This window comes from Mesorhizobium sp. ES1-3, assembly GCF_020164795.1.
In the GTDB taxonomy this organism is placed as follows: Bacteria; Pseudomonadota; Alphaproteobacteria; order Rhizobiales; family Rhizobiaceae; genus Mesorhizobium.
The window spans coordinates 39,359-59,354 of record NZ_JAIUGW010000023.1; the positions used below are offsets into that span (position 1 = coordinate 39,359).

General features: G+C 63.8%; 23 protein-coding genes and 1 pseudogene. 11 read left to right on the top strand and 13 right to left on the bottom strand.

The window, feature by feature from the left end; translation table 11 throughout:
• Positions 1-4: 4 nt before the first annotated feature.
• The 6 genes from LB536_RS24590 to LB536_RS24615 all read right to left on the bottom strand — a co-directional run bounded on the left by LB536_RS24590 (position 5) and on the right by LB536_RS24615 (position 5,881).
• Complete coding sequence (locus LB536_RS24590; RefSeq protein ID WP_224597146.1) at positions 5-415, bottom strand: GtrA family protein; 411 nt, start codon at positions 413-415, stop codon at positions 5-7.
• Entirely contained in the window at positions 412-1,230 is an 819-nt protein-coding gene (locus LB536_RS24595) for a ChbG/HpnK family deacetylase (protein ID WP_224597149.1), read from the bottom strand. The genes LB536_RS24590 and LB536_RS24595 overlap by 4 nt, the downstream gene beginning before the upstream one ends.
• Entirely contained in the window at positions 1,227-2,210 is a 984-nt protein-coding gene (locus LB536_RS24600; protein ID WP_224597152.1) for a glycosyltransferase family 2 protein, read from the bottom strand. Before LB536_RS24600 ends, LB536_RS24595 begins: the two co-directional genes overlap by 4 nt.
• A complete protein-coding gene (locus tag LB536_RS24605) occupies positions 2,203-3,369 on the bottom strand; it encodes a glycosyltransferase family 87 protein (protein ID WP_224597154.1) in 1,167 nt (388 codons plus the stop codon). The genes LB536_RS24600 and LB536_RS24605 overlap by 8 nt, the downstream gene beginning before the upstream one ends.
• A gap of 186 nt (positions 3,370-3,555) precedes the next feature.
• Complete coding sequence (locus tag LB536_RS24610; protein WP_140810613.1) at positions 3,556-4,593, bottom strand: zinc-binding dehydrogenase; 1,038 nt, start codon at positions 4,591-4,593, stop codon at positions 3,556-3,558.
• 46 nt (positions 4,594-4,639) lie between these two features.
• Positions 4,640-5,881, bottom strand: coding sequence for an acyl-CoA dehydrogenase family protein (locus tag LB536_RS24615; RefSeq protein WP_224597156.1), 1,242 nt, complete (start codon positions 5,879-5,881; stop codon positions 4,640-4,642).
• Between the two features lie 122 nt (positions 5,882-6,003).
• Here LB536_RS24615 and LB536_RS24620 point away from each other — a divergent pair, with 122 nt between their 5' ends.
• The 6 genes from LB536_RS24620 to LB536_RS24645 all read left to right on the top strand — a co-directional run bounded on the left by LB536_RS24620 (position 6,004) and on the right by LB536_RS24645 (position 9,720).
• Positions 6,004-6,819 (top strand): SDR family oxidoreductase, encoded by an 816-nt coding sequence (locus LB536_RS24620; RefSeq protein ID WP_140810616.1) that lies wholly within the window; start codon positions 6,004-6,006, stop codon positions 6,817-6,819.
• Between the two features lie 40 nt (positions 6,820-6,859).
• Positions 6,860-7,345 (top strand): MaoC family dehydratase, encoded by a 486-nt coding sequence (locus LB536_RS24625; protein WP_019861112.1) that lies wholly within the window; start codon positions 6,860-6,862, stop codon positions 7,343-7,345.
• Positions 7,342-8,376, top strand: coding sequence for a phosphotransferase (locus LB536_RS24630; protein WP_224597160.1), 1,035 nt, complete (start codon positions 7,342-7,344; stop codon positions 8,374-8,376). Before LB536_RS24625 ends, LB536_RS24630 begins: the two co-directional genes overlap by 4 nt.
• A gap of 12 nt (positions 8,377-8,388) precedes the next feature.
• A complete protein-coding gene (locus tag LB536_RS24635) occupies positions 8,389-8,547 on the top strand; it encodes a hypothetical protein (protein ID WP_224597164.1) in 159 nt (52 codons plus the stop codon).
• Between the two features lie 91 nt (positions 8,548-8,638).
• A complete protein-coding gene (locus LB536_RS24640) occupies positions 8,639-9,283 on the top strand; it encodes a TetR/AcrR family transcriptional regulator (protein ID WP_224597168.1) in 645 nt (214 codons plus the stop codon).
• Between the two features lie 188 nt (positions 9,284-9,471).
• A complete protein-coding gene (locus LB536_RS24645; RefSeq protein WP_140756134.1) occupies positions 9,472-9,720 on the top strand; it encodes a DUF680 domain-containing protein in 249 nt (82 codons plus the stop codon).
• 49 nt (positions 9,721-9,769) lie between these two features.
• Here LB536_RS24645 and LB536_RS24650 read toward each other — a convergent pair whose 3' ends face one another.
• The 7 genes from LB536_RS24650 to LB536_RS24680 all read right to left on the bottom strand — a co-directional run bounded on the left by LB536_RS24650 (position 9,770) and on the right by LB536_RS24680 (position 17,216).
• Positions 9,770-10,819 carry a Gfo/Idh/MocA family protein gene (locus tag LB536_RS24650; RefSeq protein WP_140756136.1) on the bottom strand — a complete coding sequence of 350 codons (1,050 nt, stop codon included), beginning with the start codon at positions 10,817-10,819 and terminating at the stop codon, positions 9,770-9,772.
• Positions 10,819-11,604 carry a ThuA domain-containing protein gene (locus LB536_RS24655; RefSeq protein WP_224597171.1) on the bottom strand — a complete coding sequence of 262 codons (786 nt, stop codon included), beginning with the start codon at positions 11,602-11,604 and terminating at the stop codon, positions 10,819-10,821. The genes LB536_RS24650 and LB536_RS24655 overlap by 1 nt, the downstream gene beginning before the upstream one ends.
• A 70-nt stretch (positions 11,605-11,674) precedes the next feature.
• Positions 11,675-11,899 carry a hypothetical protein gene (locus LB536_RS24660; RefSeq protein WP_140813504.1) on the bottom strand — a complete coding sequence of 75 codons (225 nt, stop codon included), beginning with the start codon at positions 11,897-11,899 and terminating at the stop codon, positions 11,675-11,677.
• A 58-nt stretch (positions 11,900-11,957) separates the two neighbouring features.
• Positions 11,958-12,539, bottom strand: a complete 582-nt coding sequence (locus tag LB536_RS24665) for a sarcosine oxidase subunit gamma (RefSeq protein WP_224597172.1) — start codon at positions 12,537-12,539, stop codon at positions 11,958-11,960.
• Positions 12,532-15,525, bottom strand: coding sequence for a sarcosine oxidase subunit alpha (locus LB536_RS24670; protein WP_224597175.1), 2,994 nt, complete (start codon positions 15,523-15,525; stop codon positions 12,532-12,534). The genes LB536_RS24665 and LB536_RS24670 overlap by 8 nt, the downstream gene beginning before the upstream one ends.
• Positions 15,522-15,833 (bottom strand): sarcosine oxidase subunit delta, encoded by a 312-nt coding sequence (locus LB536_RS24675; protein ID WP_140756146.1) that lies wholly within the window; start codon positions 15,831-15,833, stop codon positions 15,522-15,524. Before LB536_RS24675 ends, LB536_RS24670 begins: the two co-directional genes overlap by 4 nt.
• A 129-nt stretch (positions 15,834-15,962) precedes the next feature.
• Positions 15,963-17,216, bottom strand: a complete 1,254-nt coding sequence (locus LB536_RS24680) for a sarcosine oxidase subunit beta (RefSeq protein WP_224597179.1) — start codon at positions 17,214-17,216, stop codon at positions 15,963-15,965.
• Positions 17,217-17,417: 201 nt separating this feature from the next.
• On the opposite strand from LB536_RS24680, the gene LB536_RS24685 reads away from it, so the two are divergent.
• The 5 genes and pseudogenes from LB536_RS24685 (at position 17,418) to LB536_RS24705 (ending at position 19,893) form a co-directional block, all read left to right on the top strand.
• Complete coding sequence (locus tag LB536_RS24685; RefSeq protein WP_224597182.1) at positions 17,418-17,789, top strand: YrdB family protein; 372 nt, start codon at positions 17,418-17,420, stop codon at positions 17,787-17,789.
• A gap of 36 nt (positions 17,790-17,825) precedes the next feature.
• Positions 17,826-17,951 (top strand): annotated as a pseudogene (locus LB536_RS24690) (SDR family oxidoreductase); the annotation flags it as partial.
• Positions 17,952-18,079: 128 nt separating this feature from the next.
• Positions 18,080-18,466, top strand: a complete 387-nt coding sequence (locus tag LB536_RS24695) for an SET domain-containing protein (RefSeq protein ID WP_224597185.1) — start codon at positions 18,080-18,082, stop codon at positions 18,464-18,466.
• Positions 18,467-18,642: 176 nt separating this feature from the next.
• Positions 18,643-18,909 (top strand): 30S ribosomal protein S21, encoded by a 267-nt coding sequence (gene rpsU, locus LB536_RS24700; RefSeq protein WP_010911429.1) that lies wholly within the window; start codon positions 18,643-18,645, stop codon positions 18,907-18,909.
• A 141-nt stretch (positions 18,910-19,050) separates the two neighbouring features.
• The gene (locus tag LB536_RS24705; RefSeq protein WP_140756152.1) at positions 19,051-19,893 is read left to right on the top strand and encodes a tetratricopeptide repeat protein; all 843 of its coding nucleotides are present in this window, start codon (positions 19,051-19,053) and stop codon (positions 19,891-19,893) included.
• The last annotated feature ends 103 nt before the right edge of the window (positions 19,894-19,996 follow it).

Consider the following 19,996-nt stretch of genomic DNA (forward strand, 5'->3'; position numbering starts at 1 on the left):
ATCCCTATTTCAGCAGGCGGCCCTCGATCGACCAACGGGCGGCAAGAAAGTTCAGCACAGCCGCCACGATGACGCCGCCGATCTTTGCCGGCCACACGCCGGCGATACCGGCGAAGAGTGCGATCGACAGGCTGGAGACGCCGAGCGAAATCAGCGCCCCAGCCGTGACGAACCGCAGGAAGGCGTCATGCAACCGGATGGCATGATTGCGCTCGAACGACCAGAAGCCATTCGCCACGAAAGAGAAGATCACGGCGATCGACCACGAGACGACATTGGCGGACAGCGGCGGGACGTGCAGCTTGAGCAGCAGGGAAAAGCCTGCAAGATCGATGGCCGTATTCGCCAGTCCGACAAGCGCAAAGCGGACGATCTTGCTGCCGGTCGAACGCCGGGGCTGGTCGGCGCCGCTCATCCCTTGCCGTCCATGATCTCGACACCGGCGCGAGCCAGGCGCGCGCCGAACGCATGCGAGGCCAGTACCCCGAACTCCACTTCGCGCACGCCTTGCATCGGGTCGCGCGCGCACAGTGTTGCGTCGACATGGCCGGGGTGGCACATGAACAGGGCACGGTCCGGCAACGCTTCGACCGCAGCCTCCAGCAATGGGGCAAATTTTTCGGGCTGCCGCCAGTCATAGATACCGGCGAGCGGCTTCCAAACGGCAAAGCCGGCACGCTGCATCGATTGGTTGAAGCCGGCGGCCACGGCAGTGATCGCCGCGATCTTCGGTGCGGCGGCGGCATCGCTGAGCGCCGGAGCGCCGCGCAATACCGGCCTGCTGGTCGCTTCGGAAAAATGCGCCCGCAGCCATCCGCGCACGGCGGGCAGGAAATGCACGTGCTGATGACCGTCGATGAAGTCGGGCTTGCGCCCCAGCGCCTCGACGAAACGGCTGTACTGGGCGTCGAGTTCGGCATGGACGTCGCGCTCGTCTATCCGGCCGCGCAGGACCGGCAGGGCCAGCGAACGAAGCGGCGGCAGCCGGCCCTCAGGCGCCAGGCTCGATTTGCCTGTGACGGCTGGCTGGTCCGTGAGGGTCAGGTGCAGCCCGATCGCCGCGCGGCCGCACAGTGGCTTTATGCGCGCTGCCGCCTCGGTCCATTCCGGAAAACCGGTCATGCAACTGGTGCCGGTAAGGCGTCGCCGGTCGAGCAGGTCTAGAATCCCGGCGCAAACCCCTGGCGCCAGGCCGTAGTCGTCGGCGATCAGGCGAATACGCCGCGTCATGTCCGGGACGCGCCTGCCGGCCTGTCCGACACGTCGCTGCGCAGGACATCGCGCACGAGATAGACTGGCCGGTCCTTGCTTTCCGAGAGTGTAACCCAGACATATTCGCCGATCAGGCCGAGCAAGGTGAGGTTGAGGCCACCGAGCAGGACGACGGCGACCATCAGGCTGGGATAGCCAGGCACGGCGATCCCGTAGAACATCACTTCGAAGAACACCTTGGCGCCGTAAACGCCTCCCGCCAGCGCCGCCAGCATCCCGCTCAGGCTGATGATGCGCAGAGGGATGACCGAAAATGACGTAAAGCCTTCCAGCGAAAAGGCGATCAGGTTGAGCCGGCTCCATTTCGATGTGCCGATGGCGCGGTTTTCCGGCGAATAGGGTATGGCTTTCTGGCGGAAGCCTGCCCAGGCGAACAGGCCCTTGTTGAAGCGCCGCTTGTCGCGCAGGCTGGTCAGCGCGCGCGCGACGGCACCGCGCATGACACGAAAGTCTCCCGCGTTCTCGGGGATGTCGAAACGCTGGCTGCTGTTGATCAGGCTATAAAACAGCTTCGCCAACTGGCTGCGCCGCCAGCTGGCCTCGCGCCGGTCGTTCTGGGCGTAGACGACGTCTATATCGGGGTGCTCCACCAACTCGGCAATCATCTGCAGGCTGATGTCCATGGAATGCTGCAGGTCTGAATCCATGATCAGCACCATGTCGCCGCGCGAGTGGTCGAGTCCGGCAAGCACCGCGACCTCCTTGCCGAAATTGCGGCTGAGGCGGACGATCTCCCACGATCCCGACAGGGCCTGCGAAAATCGCCCAGCGCCATCGTCGCGGCTGCCGTCGTCGACCAGGATCTTGTGGACGGCCATGCCGAAACGGCTTGATACCGCTTCCTCGAGCCTGTCGAGCAGCGCGGCAAAGGCCGACGCCGACTGCGCCTCGTTGAAGAAGGGCGCTACGATATCGAGTTTCTGACGCAACTCAGCCATGTGCAACGGGTCCGACATTCAGTGTCTTTTGGCGCGCCTTGGCCCAGAACCACCAGATCAGCGAACAGGCGATGAAGGTGATCGCGAGCGGCCGGAACCAGGGGTAGAAGAAATCATGCATGTGGCGCTCGACGCCGGTCAAACCTGTGAGGAACAATACCGTCGACAGCACCGAAGCCAGGACACCGCCATGCTCCTCCCGCCACAGTATGGCGATGGCGAGGCCGGCAGGCACGGCGATCATGGCATAGGTATTTGGCTCGACGCGCGGATTGAAGACGCACATGTAGAAGGCGGCCGTCAGGAAGATCGCCAGTCCGGCCATTCCAGGCTGCAGCTTGCGGTCGAACCAGAGGACGATCGATAGCGTGAGCAGTGCCACGACGACGCGCACGATCGTGGCGGCGAATTCAGGCATGGGCACTCCCACCGAGGTGAAAGGCGCCGTGAAGTCGCTGGGGACGAAGTGGCCGGACTTGTCGACGGCCATAGAAGTCAGCATGCGGGCGAAATCACCGTACTGCTCGTTGACGTAGCCTGCAGGTGCGAAGGCATATGGTATTGCGAGCACGAACAGCACCGCCAGCGCGAGCACGGGTATCAGCCGCGGGCGCAGAGCCCCCACCAGCAAAAGCATGATGATCGCGGTCGGTTTGGCAATGATGGCGACCGAAGCCCAGAAGAAGGTCTCGGCGCGCCGCCCTTCGAGCGCCGACAGGGTCAGGAGCCAGCAGGAGCCGGTCAGGAGGATCGTCGCCTGGCCGTTGCGGATGGCACCCAGCGCCATCGGCACGGCAAGGAAGAGCCCGAAGGAGAGCAGCCACGGCAATTCTTCGCCGCCGAGCTTGCGCACCTGCCGCATCGCCGCGAAGGTGAGCGCCGCGAAGCCCACCGCATGCCACACCACGCCGCCCAGATACGGTCCAAGCTTCAGCACCGGAATGTAGAGCGCGGCAAAGGCCGGCGCGTAGAGATAGCCCATCTCGGATTGGAGATTGTACAGCGGCTGGCCGCTGAGGAATGCCTCGCTGCCATATCCGTAGGCCTGCATCACCGTGCGCGTGTAGGGCGACCATAACACCAGGCCGAGAACGACCAGGAATGCTCCGACCCACATACCCAGCCCCAAACGGTCGAAAACCGGCTTGGAAATCGTCATCAATACACCCCGCACGCCATCGCGGAAGACGCTTCAGCCTGGCGCCTTCCCGGCATTCGATGGCGGCGACATATCACGGACAAAGCGACGAGGCATAGGGGGCTCAATGGCGTAAGCGGCGATCCGGCCGTTCCGATAGCGGCCGGACACGTGATTGTGTCGAGCGTCGAGAGCAAGGTCACCGCCTTAGGGCCGGATGAAAACCTTGCCGTTGGGCTTGGCCAGTTCTACCGGCACGCGCGCCATTGCCTCGGCCAGCGGAATGACCGCCGTCACGTCGGTCGACCAGCGTCCATCGGAAAAACGCTTCTGCGCTTCGACGATCGCCGGGCCACGGCGATCTCTAGATTGCCGCATCCATTCGCTCAACCAGAAGCCCTCGATACGCTTGTGCTGGAAGATCAACTGGCCGGGTTCGCGGATGACCGTGGCGGCGGGATCGAGCCGGCCATAGATGATCCAGCGCGCCCCTTTCGGCATCGCATTGAAGATGGCGGACGCCAGCGGCCCGGTCACCGCATCGAGGAAGATGCGCGCCTGTTCGGCCTTCATCACCTCGCGCAACGAGGCTTCGAAATCCGGCGCCTTCTCGTTGAGGACATGCGCCGCGCCAAGCTCTTTCAGCATGGCGATCTGCTCATCACGGCGCACGGTGACAACAGGTCGAAACCCTTCCTCCCCGGCCAGGCCGATGATCAGCTTGCAGAGTTGGCTGGCGCCGGCGGTCATGACGAAGGCCTTTTCGCCTTCCTGTTTGACGATGTCGAACATGGCGATCGCGGTCAGCGGATTGACGATCATCGCCGCGCCATCCTCGTCGCGAACCGTATCGAGGAGTGGAATGCAGGCTGCCGCCTCGGCGATGGCATATTCAGCCCACGAGCCCCAATTGCTGAGGCCGGTGGCGAAGGCGACACGCTTGCCGACGAGGCTCTTGGGATAGGGCTCCTCGCCACCCGCGACGACCGTGCCCACGCCCTCGAAACCGGCCGGCTGGCCCTTGGCGCGTGGCTGGCCGTACTGGCCCTTGATGAAGGCGATATCCGATGGATTGATCGAAGCCAGGCTGACCTTGATCAGCACCTGGCTCGGTTCGGGCGCCGGCACCGCAATGCTGCCCGGCTGGAGATACGGCTCCATCGCCTCGAGCACACTGCCGCTCGGCGTCCTGGTATAGCCGTCACCGACCAAGAGCAGCGCCTTCATTTCGGACGGGATCGTCATTGGTGGTATTCCTTTTTCGTCGGCGGGCAACGCGGCCTGACAGCGCTCAGACCTTTTCCTGCGTGTATTTCTTCAGTTCCGTCCGCGCCACCTGCCGCCGATGCACGGCATCCGGCCCGTCGGCGAGGCGCAGCGTCCTGAGGTGCGTCCACGAGCGCGCCAGCGGCGTGTCCTGGCTGATGCCTTGCGCGCCGAACATCTGCACCGCCTCGTCTGTGACCTTCAGCGCGACACGCGGTGCGATGACTTTGATCTGGCTGATCCAGGGGGCCGCGGCACGCGCGTCGCCCTGGTCGATCATCCACGCCGCCTTGAGGCAGAGCAGCCGGGCCATCTCGATCTCCATGCGGCATTCGGCGATGATGTCGAAATTGGCGCCTAGCTTCGCCAGCTTCTGGCCGAAGGCCTCGCGGCGCACGGAACGCTGGCACAGCATCTCCAGCGCCATCTCGGCCTGCCCGATGGCGCGCATGCAGTGATGGATGCGGCCGGGGCCAAGACGGCCCTGCGCGATCTCGAAACCCCTGCCCTCGCCGAGGATCAGGTTCGAGGCTGATATCAGCACATTGTCGAAGCGAAGATGCATGTGGCCATGCGGCGCGTCATCGTCGCCATAGACCTGCATGGCGCGGACCTTGGTCACGCCTTTCGTGTCCGAGGGTACAAGGACCATCGAATGACGGCGATGCCGTGGCTCTTCATCGCCGCCGGTTCGCACCATGACGATGTAGATGGCGCAGCGCGGATCGCCGGCGCCCGACGCCCACCATTTCTCGCCGTTGAGCACATAGTCGCTGCCCTGCCGCTCGCAGCGCATGGAAATGTTGGTGGCGTCGGAGGAAGCGACATCCGGCTCCGTCATCAGATAGGCCGAGCGGATTTTTCCGTCCAGCAACGGCTCGAGCCATTCCCGCTTATGCTCGGCCGAGCCGTAGCGTTCCAGAACCTCCATGTTGCCGGTGTCGGGCGCGGAGCAGTTGAAGGTTTCGGCGCCGAGATGGGCCTTGCCCATCTCCTCTGCCAGATAGGCGTATTCGACGGTGGACAGGCCGTAGCCGCGTTCCGAGCCGGTCAGCCAGAAGTTCCACAGCCCTCGTTCCCAGGCGGTCTTCTTCAGCCCTTCGAGGATCTCGCTCTGTCGCTTGCTGTAGACCCAGCGGTCGCCGGCCTTGCCGACTTCGCCCAGAAATTCCTTGTCGAGCGGCATGATCTCGTCGCGCACCATGGCCGCGACGCGTGCGTGGATCGGCTTCAGCCGCTCGGTCATGCCGAGATTCATCTGCGTCATCGGTCGCTAACCCTTCATGCAGGCCGGGCATTTTATCCGTGGCAAGGATGACCGTACTTCGGATAGCCTTGTCAACGCGAACTGTTTTGCCCGCAGGCGAGGCAAAGGCGCGGAGAATTTGGATGAGCTATCTGGATGAGCTGTTTTCGGTTGCCGGCAAGACGGCGCTGGTGACGGGAGCGGCGACCGGCATCGGCCGTATGGCGGCAACCGCGCTGGTCAAGGCCGGTGCCAGCGTGATGATCGCCTCGCGCAAAGGCGAGGACTGCATCAAGGTCGCCGGCGAATTGAACGGACTTGGCGCCCCGGGCCGGGCGGAAGGCTTTGCCGGCGATGTCTCCAGTGAGGCTGGCATTGCCGCTCTGGTCGGCGAAGTCAAGGCACGGACCGAAAGACTGCATATTCTGGTCAACAATGCCGGCGTGTCCTGGGGCGCGCCGCTGGAGAGCTTCCCTTATTCGGCATGGGCCAAGGTGTTCGGCGTGAATGTCACCGCGGTCTTCCATCTGACACGCGAATTGCTGCCGCTGCTCGATGCTGCTGCAAGCGACGCCGATCCGGCCCGGGTGATCAATCTGGGCTCGGTGATGGGCACGCAGCCGCTGGCCGATGACGCCTACTCCTACACTGCCTCAAAGGCCGCGGTGCACCACCTGACACGCACGCTGGCGATCGAATTCGCTGGCCGCCGCATCACCGTCAACGCCTTCGCCCCAGGCCCGTTCCAGAGCCGCATGACCGCATTCGCCACCGGCACGGACGAACAGGCCAGGCATGTCGGCAGCCATGTCCCGATCGGCCGCATCGGCACACCGGATGACATTGCCGGCGCAACGCTCTATTTGTGCAGCCGTGCAGGCAGCTATGTCACCGGCGCCATCCTGCCGATCGACGGCGGGCAGTCGGTGCAGCATGGGTTGACCTTGTTCAAGGAATGACATTTTCCGGCCGCAGAAGCCGGGGGTGAAACAGGAGGACATGAGCGTGGAACCGATAAGTCTCGATGTGCTTCTGGCCAGCGTCGGCAAGGAGGTCGGCGTTTCGCCCTGGCGTGTGGTCACGCAGCGCATGATCGACCAGTTCGCCGACGCCACCGACGACCACCAGTTCATCCACTGCGATCCGGAGCGGGCCAAGCGCGAAACGCCGTTCGGCGGCACCATCGCGCATGGTTTCCTGTCGCTGTCGCTGCTATCGGCGATGACGTTCGAGACCATGCCACCGCTGGAAAACGGCAAGATGGGCGTCAACCATGGCTTCGATTCGCTGCGCTTCCTGGCGCCGGTGAAGACCGGCGCGCGCATCCGCACCCGTTTCGTGCTCGCCGACGTCAAGGTCAGGCCATCGGGCTGGGTGCAGACGGCGCACGACGTGACCATCGAGATCGAAGGTTCGAAGAAACCAGCGCTGACCGCCCGCTGGCTGACGCTGACCTTGATTGAACGCCAGCCCGAGACGGCATGAGCGACCTGAACGCGCTCGACCAGGCGGCGCTTGCGCCTTACCTCGAGGCGCACATCCCGGGCTTTTCCGGGCTCACGGCAATCGAAAAATTCAAATCCGGCCAATCCAACCCGACCTATCTCCTGACGGCGGCAAGCGGCCGTTACGTGCTGCGCGCCAAGCCGCCAGGCCAACTCCTGAAATCGGCGCACCAGGTCGACCGCGAATTCCGGGTGATGAAGGCGCTTTTGGGCACCGCCGTGCCTGTCCCAGAAATGCTGCATCTGTCGGCCGAGGATTCGCCGATCGGCCGCATGTTCTACGTCATGGATTTCCTCGATGGCCGCATCTTCTGGGATCCGGCGCTACCTGACGCCCGCGACAACGGTGAGCGCGCCGCGATCTACGACGCCATGAATGCGACGCTCGCCGCCCTGCACGATGTCGATGTCGAGGCCGTGGGTCTCGGCGATTTCGGCCGCCCCGGCAATTACTTCGAACGGCAGCTGGCACGCTGGACCAGCCAGTACCGTGCCTCCGAGACCGGCACCATTGCCGAAATGGATCAACTGATTGCCTGGCTGGAACCCCATATGCCGGCCGATGATATCAGCGTGTCGCTGGTGCATGGCGACTACCGGCTGGACAACCTGATCTTCGCGCCGGACCAGCCAAAGGTGCTGGCGGTGCTCGACTGGGAATTGTCGACGCTTGGCCACTCCTTCGCCGACATCGCCTATCAGTGCATGCAATGGCGCCTGCCGCATGATTCCGGCTTTCGCGGCCTGGGCGGCGTCGATCGCTCGGCACTTGGCCTGCCCGGCGAAGAAGATTATGTCGCCGCCTATTGCCAGCGGCGTGGGCTCGCCGGCATCGACAACTGGACGTTCTTCCTCGCCTTCTCCTTCTTCCGGTTGGCGGCAATCTGCCAGGGTGTCTACAAGCGGGCGCTCGACGGCAACGCTTCCAACCCGGAGAAGGCCAAAACCTATGGCGAGGCGGTCAAATTGCTCTCGCACCTCGCCGCCAAAATGATCGACGAGCAGACGTAAAGGGGGAGACGGATGGGTCGCTTCGACGGCGCAACGGTGCTGATCTCGGGTGCGGCCGGCGGGCTTGGGCGGGGAGCCGCAAAAGGCTTTGCCGCCGAAGGCGCGCGGCTAGTTCTGTCTGATATCGACGGGATGGCGCTGGCCGTCGATGGCGGCGTCCGTGCCATCTGACGCCTGCCCCATGGGAACCGGCGGCACCCTTGTTCGTTTCCGTACAGCGTATATAATTTAGCCAGGCACCAACCAGACAAGGGCAACTGACTTGCCGCTGAGCGTCCAGAAACGCCGCGAGAAACAAAAGGCCGAACTGCGCTCGGAGCTTGTCGCGGCCGCGCACAAGCTCGTCCAGGAAGAAGGCTATGAAGGCCTGACCATCCGCAAGCTGGCCAAGCGGGTCGGCTATGCGCCGATGTCGGTCTATTCCTACTTCGCCGACAAGCAGGACATCCTGTTCGCGCTGGCCGAGGACGCGTTCGAAACGCTTGCCCGGCGCATCGAGGAGCACCCATCGGACGATCCGATCGAGGCCTTGCAGGCGGTCATGACCGAATATGCCGCCTTCGGGCTCGGCAATCCCAACGAATACCGCACCGTCTTCATGACCGAAAAGACCAAGCTGCCGGAAGGCAGGAGTTACGAGGACATGGAGGAAGGCAACCCGGCGATGAAGGCGCTGATCAGCAGGGTCGAGGCCTGTGTCGCCGCCGGCAAATTGCATGGCGATCCGCGCGCCATTGCCACCATGCTGTGGGCGGTTGGCCATGGCACGATCTCGCTGCTGATCACCTTTCCGCTCTACCCGTTCGGCGACCCGCAGGCTTTCGTCAAACGCATGTGCGATTTCACCCTTGCCACGCTCAGCGCTCAAGATGTGCCGCCGTTGACCGAGACACCGGTCAACTGCTGAGCGCCAGCCCTTTCGTTTTCGCAGATTTCCTTGTCGCCCCTCGCAGCCAAATGGGGCGAATTTCTTGGTTAACAAAAATTTACCGTACATGTACGATTTTCTCTTGAACTTCGCGATCGGCGGACGTATTTGTACGAAACAACGTACATGTACGGAAACAAATTCACCGTCGAAAACGGAGACCGACCATGAAAAAGACACTTCTCACCCTCGCCGCCGTGCTGGCACTTTCGGGCTCGGCTTTTGCCGCCGGCTCCGCTCACCCGGTCAAGCACCCGACTGCAGCGACCTGCGTCGACATCAGGACCAATGTGAAGCTCGATTGCGCTTCGACCGGCTCGGTCGATAAGAAGGCTTCCAAGCAAGCCACGACCGACGGCAAGGGTCCGCGGCTCGGAATCACGGTGAACCCGTGGATCATGCCGAGCGCCTACTGAGATTTTCGGAAAGTCGGTTCTGGCCGGCTCAACCGGCCAGATGGTGATTTCAGGCGACCGAGACCGGCAGCTTGGTCGCTGAACTTTCGAAGGCCGCGTCGATCAGCTTCTGCATGTCTGCGGCCCGCCGGAACGACGGATCGCCGTTCTGTCCGGTATCGAGCGCATCGGCAAAGCGCCGGGCGTTGCGCTTGACTTCGGGCGGCATCAGCGTCCGCCAGCGCTGGTGGTCGACATCCTCGCCAAGGCAGGCGGACAGGTGCGAAACCTTGCCGTCGGTCTCGACCTTGATCGCGCCCTTGGTGCCATGCAAGGCCAGCGACAAATCGTTGCCGTGACCTGTCGTGTAGCGGCTGGCCATGATCGTGGCCAGCGCCCCGGATTTGAGCCGCGCCGTCATCGCCACGCTGTCATTGGCGTCGAGCACATAGTCGCCGATGCGATCGCCCTCCGCTTTCGGAAACGTCACCAGGTCGGCATGCAGACCGACGATATCCTGGGCCGCGCCATAGCTGGCGAAATCCAGGATGTGGATGCCGACATCACCCAGAACACCTGTCGAACCGTGTCGGCTCGACAGGCGCCACAGCCATTTGTCGTCGATCCGCCAGTCGCCCCAAAACTTGCTGACCAGCCAGCTTTGCCTGTAGCCCGCCTCGACATGGCGCAGCTCGCCGATCTCGCCGGCCTGCACCATGCGTCGGGCCTCGTGGATCACGGGTGAGTTGCGATAGGTCAGGTTGACCATGTTGACGAGCCCGGCCGCCTCGGCGGCTTCGCTCATCGCAAGCGCATCGGCATGGTTGGGCGCCAGCGGCTTCTCGCAGAACACATGTTTCCCGGCGGCAAGCAGGGAGAGCGTCGTCGCCTTGTGGACGCCGTCCGGCGTCGCGTTGATGGCGGCATCGAACTCACCCCAGGCGATCGCCGCTTCGAGGCTTTCGAAGAAATTGCCTATCTTGTTGGCGGCGGCGAACGCCGCCGCGCGGCCCGGCAGAGAATCGACGCAGGCGACGATGCTGCAGCCCGGAACCTGACCGAACTCCTCGATATGATGCGCCGCGATCCAGCCGGTGCCGAGCAAAAGCAAGCGATGCATCAGCTCAATCCCTTATCACCGTCGGCATGCAGGCGCAGGCCTTTCTGGACAATCTTCTCCTTGGCCTTGTCCGTCGGTACATTCGGCGCATTGGTGATGCCGGCCCAGGCCGGGGCCGGGTTGTGTGCCCAATGCACGGCGTTGCGCAGCACCTGCTGAACGCCTTCATTGTGATAGATCGGATAGGTCTCGTGGCCGGGCGAGAAGTAGAAGATTTTTCCCGCGCCGCGCTGGTAGGTCAGCCCCGATCGGAACACCTCGCCGCCCTCGTACCAGGAGATAAACACCGTCTCCAGCGGCTCCGGCACCGCGAACGGCTCGCCATACATTTCCGTCTCGCCGATCTCCAGGCATTCGCCGATGCCTTGGGCAATCGGGTGGCCGCGGTTGATCGCCCAGACCCGCTCGCGCTCGCCCGCCTCGCGCCATTTCAGCGAACAAGGCGTGCCCATAAGCCGCTTGAATATTTTCGAGTAATGGCCGGAATGAAGCACGATCAGCCCCATGCCTTCCCAGACCCGCTTCTGCACGCGCTCGACGATCTCGTCCTTGACCTCGCCATGGGCGGCATGGCCCCACCATAGAAGCACGTCGGTGGCCGCCAGGCGCGTCTCGCTCAGGCCGTGTTCGGGTTCCTGCAAGGTGGCGGTGGTCGCCTCAATGCGCTTGTCCTGGTTGAGCGCGGCGGCAATGGTGCCGTGCATGCCCAGCGGATAGAGGTCGCGCACGGCGGCATTGGTCTGTTCATGGACGTTCTCGCCCCAGATAACGGCTTTTATTGGCATTTTTTCCTCTCCAAAGCGCTTTGAATACCGCATCCGCCGAGGCATTGGGAAGACGCCTTCAGCCAAAATTTCAGGGCTTGCGGGTCTTGCGGCCAGGAACTGTCTTGGCCTTGCCGGCTTTGGCCGGCGCGCCGGAAATGGACGACCCCGTGATCGACACGGGATCGCTGGCCGGGAACGTATCCTCGAGGCCTTCCTCGAGCTCTTCTTCGGCGTCGGCTTCGTGGCGCCGCTCAAGTTCTAGCGAACGGACTGCCGCGGTTTTCGGCGACTTCGGCGCGGACTTCGACGGCATCGGCAATTCTCCTCGACCTGTCGCCGCACAACGGACGCGAGCGGCAAACGTTCCGGGGTCAGCCAGCGGCGTGGCGGGCTCCCTCGGACAGGAAAGTAAAGACATAGTCCGAGAAGGAACGCCAGCACTCGACCCTGAAAGCCTCATCGGCCGTCCGCAACAGCACGATCTCGGCCTTGCCCAGGATGGTGCGCGAAGCGGCGCCCACCGGGAAGGCTTCGAGCGACAGATCCTGCGGGCAGCCCGAATTGATCGCGGCTTCCGCCGCCGGACCGGTGACTGAAATCGCGATGTTGCGATGCGAGATGCCGACCGACGAGTGCAACGCTGAAACCTTTGCGCAATCGGCGAGTGGGTCCTTGCCGGCCTCGTCGATGACAAGCCACTCGTCCGGCCCAAGCCACAGCGCCGTTCGCCCGCCCTTCGACGCCGAGGTTTTCGGCTGCTTCGGCAAGAATACGCCGAGTGCCTTCGACAGGGCAGCGACCGAAGCTTCCGGCGCGCGCAGCGAGACGCGCTCGGCCGGCGGCAGCACCTCGACCTTGACACCCGTTGCGGAGACGGTGCGCCCGGCCAGTGCCGGACGCCGCTCTGCCGAGGGCGAAACCGTCGCGGCCGTCTTTGCAGCAGCCTTAGCCATTGAGGCGCCCTCCCGTCTCGTCGAAGAACACCATGCCGGTAACCTCCACTTCGATCACCCCGTTCGGCATCGGCACGTAGAGCGTATCGCCCATCCGGTCACGCCCGCCGGCGACCAGCGCCAGCGCGATCGAACGGCCGCAATTTTGCGACCAATAACTCGATGTGACATGGCCGATCATCTTCATCGGAATCGCCTGCTTCGAATCCTCGACGATCTGCGCGCCTTCTTCCAGCACCACCTTGGGGTCCTTGGTTTTGAGGCCGACCAGTTGCTTGCGGCCCTTGGCCACGAGGTCAGGCCGCGTCAGGCCGCGAATGCCGACGAAGTCGGCCTTCTTCTTGCCGACCGCCCAGTCGAGACCGGCATCGTTGGGCGTCACCGTGCCGTCCGTATCCTGGCCGACGATGATATAGCCCTTCTCGGCGCGCAACACGTGCATCGCCTCGGTGCCGTACGCGGTGGCGCCATGCTTCTGGCCCTTGGCCCACAGCGCTTCCCAGACCGCCTGGCCATGGTCGGCCGGCACATTGACCTCGAAACCGCGCTCGCCGGTGAACGACATGCGAAACAGCCGTGTCGGCACGCCGCAGATCTTGCCCTCGCGCACCGACATATGCGGCAGCGCTTCATCGGACATGTCGATGCCTTCCACCAGCGGCGCGATGATGTCGCGGGATTTCGGACCCTGCACGGCGATGACCGCCCACTGCTCGGTGATCGAGGTCAGCCAGACATTGAGATGAGGGAACTCGGTCTGGAGGTAATCCTCCATGTGGTTCATGACGCGCGGCGCGCCGCCCGTCGTCGTGGTGACATGGAAACGGTCCGGCGCCAGCCTGCCGACGACACCGTCATCATAGATGAAGCCGTCCTCGCGCAGCATGATGCCATAGCGGCAGCGGCCTGGCTCCAGCTTCTCCCACGGATTGGTGTAGAGCAGTTCCATGAATTTGGCCGCATCCGGCCCGACCACTTCTATCTTGCCCAGCGTCGAGGCATCGAACAGGCCGGCCTGGTTGCGGACGGCGACGCATTCGCGGTCGACCGCCGCATGCATGTCCTCGCCGGCTTTTGGGAAATACCAGGCGCGCTTCCACTGGCCGACATCCTCGAACACCGCGCCTTGCGCCTCGGCCCAGGGATGGATTGCCGTCTTGCGGGTCGGGTCGAACAATGGCCCGCGCGCGTGGCTGACGATCGCGCCGAATGTGACAGGCGTGTACGGCGCGCGGAACGTGGTCAGGCCGACCTCGGGGATCGGCTTGCCCAGCGTCTCGGCTGCAATCGCCAGCCCGTGCATGTTGGACGTCTTGCCCTGGTCGGTCGCCATGCCGTTGGTGGTGAAGCGCTTGACATGCTCGATCGAGCGCATGCCTTCATGCACCGCCTGGCGGATATCCTTGGCGGTGACGTCGTTCTGGAAATCGACGAAGGCTTTCACCGTCGTGTCCGGCCCGGCGCCGGGTGCCGCACCCAGCATGCCGCGCGACCAGCTTTCCGAGGCGTCCACCTTCGGCTTCACACCCTTCGCGGCTTTCGCGCCGGCATCCTTGGCCGCCTTGGCGCCCGCCGCATAGGCTTCGTCAACCGTTGCCGACAGGCCGTCAGTGCCGTTGCAGGCGCCGACCGAGACGCAGTCCTGCGCATAGGTGCCCGGCACGAAGCGCTTGGTCTCGTCGTTGAAGGCGACCTTGCCGCGCGACTGCGAGAACAGATGCACCGACGGCGTCCAGCCGGCCGACATCAGGATCGCATCGACCGCGATGGTGCGTTCGCCGCCGCCATTCTTCGGCTGCACCGTCATCGACGACACGCGCAGCTTGCCGCCGGCGCGGATCACAGCACGGCCGAAATTGATCTCGATGCCGAGCGCCCTCGCCTCGTCGATCACCGGGCCGGTCGGGTTGTCACGCAGATCGACGATCGCCGCCACGTTGACGCCGGCCTTCTTCAGGTCGATCGCGGCGCCGTAGGCCGAGTCATTGGCGGTGTAGACACCGACATTTTTTCCGACCGCGACACCATAGTGATTGAGGAAGGTGCGCGCCGCGCCGGCCAGCATGACGCCTGGCCGGTCGTTGTTGGCGAACACCATGTGGCGCTCGATGGCGCCGGAGGCCAGCACCACGCGCTTGGCGCGGACCTGCCAGAGCCGCTCGCGTGGCAGGTCGTGGCCGGGAGCCTTCAGGTGATCGCTGACGCGCTCGACCAGGCCGACGAAATTCTGCGCGTAGTAGCCGAACGCCGTGGTGCGCGGCAGCACGCGGACATTGTCCATCGCACTCAGCCTGGCGATCGCCGCTTGCGCCCAGGCAAAGCCGCCCTGGCCGTCGATTTTCGCACCAGACTCGAAGCGCAGGCTGCCGCCGAACTCGGCCTGCTCGTCCGCGAGGATGACGCGCACGCCGGTCTCCGCCGCGGCAAGTGCCGCCGCGATGCCGGCGGCACCGCCGCCCAGCACCAGAACGTCGCAATGGGCGTAGCGCGAGGAATAATGGTCGGGATCGGGCCTATCGGGGGAGACGCCAAGACCGGCGGCTTCGCGGATCTTCGGCTCGTAAAGGCTCTTCCAGGCCGCCTTCGGCCACATGAAGGTCTTGTAGTAGAAACCGGCCGAGAACAGCGGCGATGCCAAATCGTTGACCGCACCGACATCGAAGGACAGCGACGGCCAGCGGTTCTGCGAATTGGCGGCGAGCCCGTCATAGAGTTCCTGCACCGTCGCGCGCACGTTCGGCGTCTTGCGCGCGTCATCACGCACGATCTGCACCAGGGCGTTGGGCTCTTCCGCGCCGGCCGACAGGATGCCGCGCGGGCGGTGGTACTTGAACGAACGGCCGACCAGATGCACGCCATTGGCAAGCAGCGCCGAGGCCAATGTGTCGCCCTCGATGCCGGCATAGGCCTGGCCGTCGAAGCTGAAGCGGGCGGCCTTGGCCTGGCTGAGGCGTCCGGCGCCCGGAATACGCAACGCGCCGCTCATTTGGCAAGCCCTTCGTTGGAGTTATTGGGCAGCTTGGAAGGTTTCGGCTCGCCGGCCTTGTAGGTCATGACGAACTTGTCGGTGACGGTGTCGCGCACCGCGTTGAAGAAGCGCGCGCAGCCATGCATGTGCCGCCAGCGTTCATAGATGATGCCCTTGGGATTGGAGCGGATGAAGAAGAACTTCTCGAAATCGTCGTCGCTCTCGCCGGCCATGTTGGCCGAGCGCGCTATATGCGCCTCGCCGGCGTTGCGGAATTCGAGTTCCGGGCGCTCTTCCTCGCAATAGGGGCAGCGGATGAGAAGCATTCTGTTTGTTCCTACAATTCGCCGTGGCCGACGCGCGCGCCGGCGGGTTGATCGCAAAGCTTCTGGCCCATGGTCATCAATGGAGCCCCGCCAGCATCAGCGGCATCGCCACAGCCATCTCGGTCATCATCAGTGCGCCACCGCCGCCGCAGCAGCCTCGTCGATGAGGCGGCCGGTGCGGAAGCGTTCGATGGTGAAGGGCGCGTTGATCGGATGCGGATCGTCCTTGGCGATGGTGTGTGCAAAGACATGGCCCGAGCCAGGCGTGGCCTTGAAGCCGCCCGTGCCCCAGCCGCAATTGACATAGAGGCCTGGCACCGGCGTCTTGGCCAGGATCGGCGAGCGGTCGGGCGTCACGTCGACGATGCCGCCCCACGAGCGCAGCATCTTCATGCGCGTGAAGATCGGGAACATTTCGCAGATGGCGTCCAGCGTATGCTGCAAGATGTGAAGCCCGCCGGTCTGCGAATAGGAAACATACTGGTCGGTGCCGGCGCCGATCACCAGTTCGCCCTTGTCGGACTGCGAGATATAGGCGTGCACCGTGTTCGACATCACAACGCAGGGCACGACCGGCTTGACCGGCTCCGACACCAGCGCCTGCAGCGGATAGCTTTCCAGCGGCATGCGCACGCCTGCCATGTTCATGATGACGGAGGAGTGTCCGGCGGCAACGACGCCGACTTTCTTGGCGCCGATGAAGCCGCGCGTCGTGTCGACGCCGGTCACCGCGCCATTGGCGGCCCGCTTGACGCCGGTGACCTCGCAGTTCTGGATGATGTGCACGCCGCGCGCCGAAGCGCCGCGCGCATAACCCCAGGCGACCGCGTCATGGCGCGCCGTGCCGCCGCGGCGCTGCAAGGCCGCTCCGACGACCGGATAGCGCGCGTCTTTCGAGGTGTTGAGCGGCGGACAGAATTCCTTGGCTTGCTCCGGCGACAGCCATTCATTGTCGATACCGTTCAGCCGGTTGGCGTGAACATGGCGCTTCAGCACCTGGATGTCGTGCACATTGTGGGCGAGCATCATGACACCGCGCGCCGAATACATGACGTTGTAGTTGAGCTCCTGGGAGAGCCCATCCCACAGCTTCAGCGCATGGTCGTAAATCCCAGCGCTCTCGTCATAGAGATAGTTGGAACGGATGATGGTGGTGTTGCGGCCGGTGTTGCCGCCGCCCAGCCAGCCCTTTTCCAGCACCGCGACATTGGTGATGCCGTGCACCGTGGCCAGATAATAGGCGGTGGCCAACCCATGGCCGCCGGCGCCGACGATGATGACGTCGTATTCCTTCTTCGGCTCTGGCGAGGACCATTGTTCCTCCCAGCCCTTGTGGCCGCGCATGGCCTCGCGGGCGATGGCGAATACAGAGTATTTCTTCACGGTCCAGCCTCGCAAATGGCAGCCGGGCGTTCATCATCAAGCCCCGGCGCGCGAGGTGTATCACTAGCGAAACAGCGCTGCCATCCTTGCGCTGTTTGCGACGGCGCTTGCCGTTTTGCGCCGCGCTGAAAAAGAGGTATCCGGTCTGGCCCCGATGATTGCCTTCAGTCACACTCCTCGGCGTCGGGGATTCGGAGGACGATGGTGGGCAACGCCTGGTGGAATCTTACATTGCGCTTCCTGCTGGAGCTTGCCGCCTTGCTTGGCCTCGGCATGGCAGGCTGGAGCCTCTCGGACGGAGCGTGGCGTTGGGTCCTCGCCATCGCGTTGCCGCTCGCCTCAGCCGCGGCATGGGGTACCTTCGCGGTCCTCAATGATCCGAGCCGGTCAGGCCGGGCTCCGGTGCCGGTGCCTGGCGCTGTCAGGCTGGCGCTGGAATTCGTCGTCCTGTTCGGCGGTGCCGCGGGTTTCCATGTGGCAGGCCATACCGCTATGGGCATCATCATGGCCGTGCTGATCGTCATCACCTACGCGTTCTCGCTAGACCGTCTGGCATGGCTGCTGCGGCAATAGTTGGTGCGAACCTCTGCAGGTATCGGGTGGCTGCTCCTGAAGCGCATGGCGCAGCCGCAAGAGATCGCCCGCTCCGAGCTTTACCTTGCCTCCGACGCCTCGAGCTTCACCACGGGAACCGCGTTGTTTGCCGATGGCGGCGTGTCGATCAACCGGACGTGAAGGACTTTTACGGGGAACAGGCCTGTTCGTCGTTGTGACGCAGGCCGCCGGTCTTGCTTTTTCGGCGCGATTTGGCGATTCCGTTTCCTGTCGAAACGGGTCTTCTTGCCAAGACGGGTCCTGGAACCATGATGCTGATCCGAACCTATGTCGCCCAGAGCGCAATCGAAGGCGTCGGCATGTTCGCCGCCGAGCCGGTCCGCAAGGGCGCCTCGATCTGGCGCCTGGATCCGGATTTCGATCGGCTGATCTCGATGGACAAGTACGAGACGGCGCCGCAGCCGCTGAAGGAATTGCTCGACCGTTATGCCTATCCGAGCCCGGACAAGCCGGGGTTCATGGTCTACGAGGTCGACAATGGCCGCTTCATGAACCATTCGGCGACCCCGAACACCGATTTTTCGCAATATGGCGGCGCCATCGCGACCCGGGATATCGCCGTCGGTGAGGAGATCACCTGCGATTACGGTGAGTTCTTCGAAGATTTCGAGCGGCTGCACCTGGCGACGGCGTAACGGGCACACTATCTCCAGGCGACCGTGGCAATTTGGCTGTCGTCTCTCATTTCGACTGTGGACAGCGAGGCTTGATTCTGCTATCAGCCGCCACAATTCGTGGTGTCGAGCGCCGCGGAGGCTTGTGGCTATGGCTGCTTGCCTGTTGATATCAAACCCGAAAGACAGGATTGCCCGTGCAGGTACTCGTCCGCGACAATAACGTTGATCAGGCGCTTCGCGCGCTGAAGAAGAAGATGCAGCGCGAAGGCATTTTCCGCGAAATGAAGATGCGCGGCCACTACGAGAAGCCTTCCGAGAAGCGCGCCCGTGAAAAGGCCGAAGCCGTTCGCCGCGCCCGCAAGCTGGCCCGCAAGCGCGCACAGCGCGAAGGCCTGCTGCCGATGACCCCGCGTCCGGTCGCTGCTGGCGGTGCCGCCGGTGCAGCGCGTCCGCCGCGCTGATTATCGCCAATATTTCGTCCTTTTCGAAGGATACCAGGGTGGCGCGATGCGGAATCGCCGCCACCCTTTTATTTTGATTGTGACCCGGCCCGGCGGGGGGAACCGGACCTGAACGACGGCGCAAGTGAGGACAGGGCAGACATGAACGCAACAAGCGTGGAGCGCGGGACCGCATTGCGTGGTTTCGCCCTGACAGCGGCCCTGCTTTCCGGACTGGTGCTTGCGGGCTGCCAGACATCGGGCCCGGCCGGCGAGTTCAACAACATCGATAAGGCGCAAGGGTCGAGCGAGAACATCTCCTCGCTGTCGGCGGTCATCCAGCGCAATCCCCAGGATCCCGAAGGCTACAATGTGCGCGGTTCCGCCTATGGCCGCGGCGGCCAGTACCAGCAGGCGCTCAAGGATTTCAATCAGGCCATCCAGCTCAACCCGAATTTCTACCAGGCCTATTCGAACCGGGCTCTCATCCAGCGTTTCCTCGGCAACCAGGAAGCCGCACTCGCGGACTACAACCGTTCGATCCAGATCAACGGCAATTATGACGCCGCTTATATCGGCCGCGGCAATCTCTACCGCAAGGCCGGCCGCACCCAGGATGCCTTCAACGACTTCCAGAAAGCGATCCAGCTCGATACCACGGACGCCCGCGCCTACCACAATCGCGGCCTGATCTATCAGAGCCAGGGCCAGCACAAATTCGCCATCGAGGATTTCTCGACCGCTATCTCGCTGGCCCCTGACGCCGCCGAACCTTACAATGGCCGTGGCCTCTCCTATCTGGCGACGGGCGACGAGGACAATGCCTTCTCCGACTTCAACATGGCGATCAAGCTCGATGGCCAGAACGCCGAGGCCTGGGCCAACCAGGCGCTGATCTACGAACGGCGCGGCGACAAGGCAAAGGCGGCGAAGGCCTATCGCGAGGCCGTGCGCCTCAACCCCAGCTACCAGCCGGCCAAGGACGGCCTCGCCCGCGTCAGCTGACATCGGCTTCGTCAGGCCCGCGCCAAGCGCCCCACTGCATCGTGTGCGTGTCCGAAAGGACACGCGGCGTTGAAGATCGCCGCCAATCCGGCAACCCTGTGTT

Coding starts and splice junctions, on each gene's coding strand:
- LB536_RS24590 (WP_224597146.1), bottom strand. CDS start 415: ATGAGCGGCGCCGACCAGCCCCGGCGTTCGACCGGCAGCAAGATCGTC.
- LB536_RS24595 (WP_224597149.1), bottom strand. CDS start 1,230: ATGACGCGGCGTATTCGCCTGATCGCCGACGACTACGGCCTGGCGCCA.
- LB536_RS24600 (WP_224597152.1), bottom strand. CDS start 2,210: ATGGCTGAGTTGCGTCAGAAACTCGATATCGTAGCGCCCTTCTTCAAC.
- LB536_RS24605 (WP_224597154.1), bottom strand. CDS start 3,369: ATGACGATTTCCAAGCCGGTTTTCGACCGTTTGGGGCTGGGTATGTGG.
- LB536_RS24610 (WP_140810613.1), bottom strand. CDS start 4,593: ATGACGATCCCGTCCGAAATGAAGGCGCTGCTCTTGGTCGGTGACGGC.
- LB536_RS24615 (WP_224597156.1), bottom strand. CDS start 5,881: ATGACGCAGATGAATCTCGGCATGACCGAGCGGCTGAAGCCGATCCAC.
- LB536_RS24620 (WP_140810616.1), top strand. CDS start 6,004: ATGAGCTATCTGGATGAGCTGTTTTCGGTTGCCGGCAAGACGGCGCTG.
- LB536_RS24625 (WP_019861112.1), top strand. CDS start 6,860: ATGAGCGTGGAACCGATAAGTCTCGATGTGCTTCTGGCCAGCGTCGGC.
- LB536_RS24630 (WP_224597160.1), top strand. CDS start 7,342: ATGAGCGACCTGAACGCGCTCGACCAGGCGGCGCTTGCGCCTTACCTC.
- LB536_RS24635 (WP_224597164.1), top strand. CDS start 8,389: ATGGGTCGCTTCGACGGCGCAACGGTGCTGATCTCGGGTGCGGCCGGC.
- LB536_RS24645 (WP_140756134.1), top strand. CDS start 9,472: ATGAAAAAGACACTTCTCACCCTCGCCGCCGTGCTGGCACTTTCGGGC.
- LB536_RS24650 (WP_140756136.1), bottom strand. CDS start 10,819: ATGCATCGCTTGCTTTTGCTCGGCACCGGCTGGATCGCGGCGCATCAT.
- LB536_RS24655 (WP_224597171.1), bottom strand. CDS start 11,604: ATGCCAATAAAAGCCGTTATCTGGGGCGAGAACGTCCATGAACAGACC.
- LB536_RS24660 (WP_140813504.1), bottom strand. CDS start 11,899: ATGCCGTCGAAGTCCGCGCCGAAGTCGCCGAAAACCGCGGCAGTCCGT.
- LB536_RS24665 (WP_224597172.1), bottom strand. CDS start 12,539: ATGGCTAAGGCTGCTGCAAAGACGGCCGCGACGGTTTCGCCCTCGGCA.
- LB536_RS24670 (WP_224597175.1), bottom strand. CDS start 15,525: ATGAGCGGCGCGTTGCGTATTCCGGGCGCCGGACGCCTCAGCCAGGCC.
- LB536_RS24675 (WP_140756146.1), bottom strand. CDS start 15,833: ATGCTTCTCATCCGCTGCCCCTATTGCGAGGAAGAGCGCCCGGAACTC.
- LB536_RS24685 (WP_224597182.1), top strand. CDS start 17,418: ATGGTGGGCAACGCCTGGTGGAATCTTACATTGCGCTTCCTGCTGGAG.
- LB536_RS24695 (WP_224597185.1), top strand. CDS start 18,080: ATGATGCTGATCCGAACCTATGTCGCCCAGAGCGCAATCGAAGGCGTC.
- LB536_RS24705 (WP_140756152.1), top strand. CDS start 19,051: ATGAACGCAACAAGCGTGGAGCGCGGGACCGCATTGCGTGGTTTCGCC.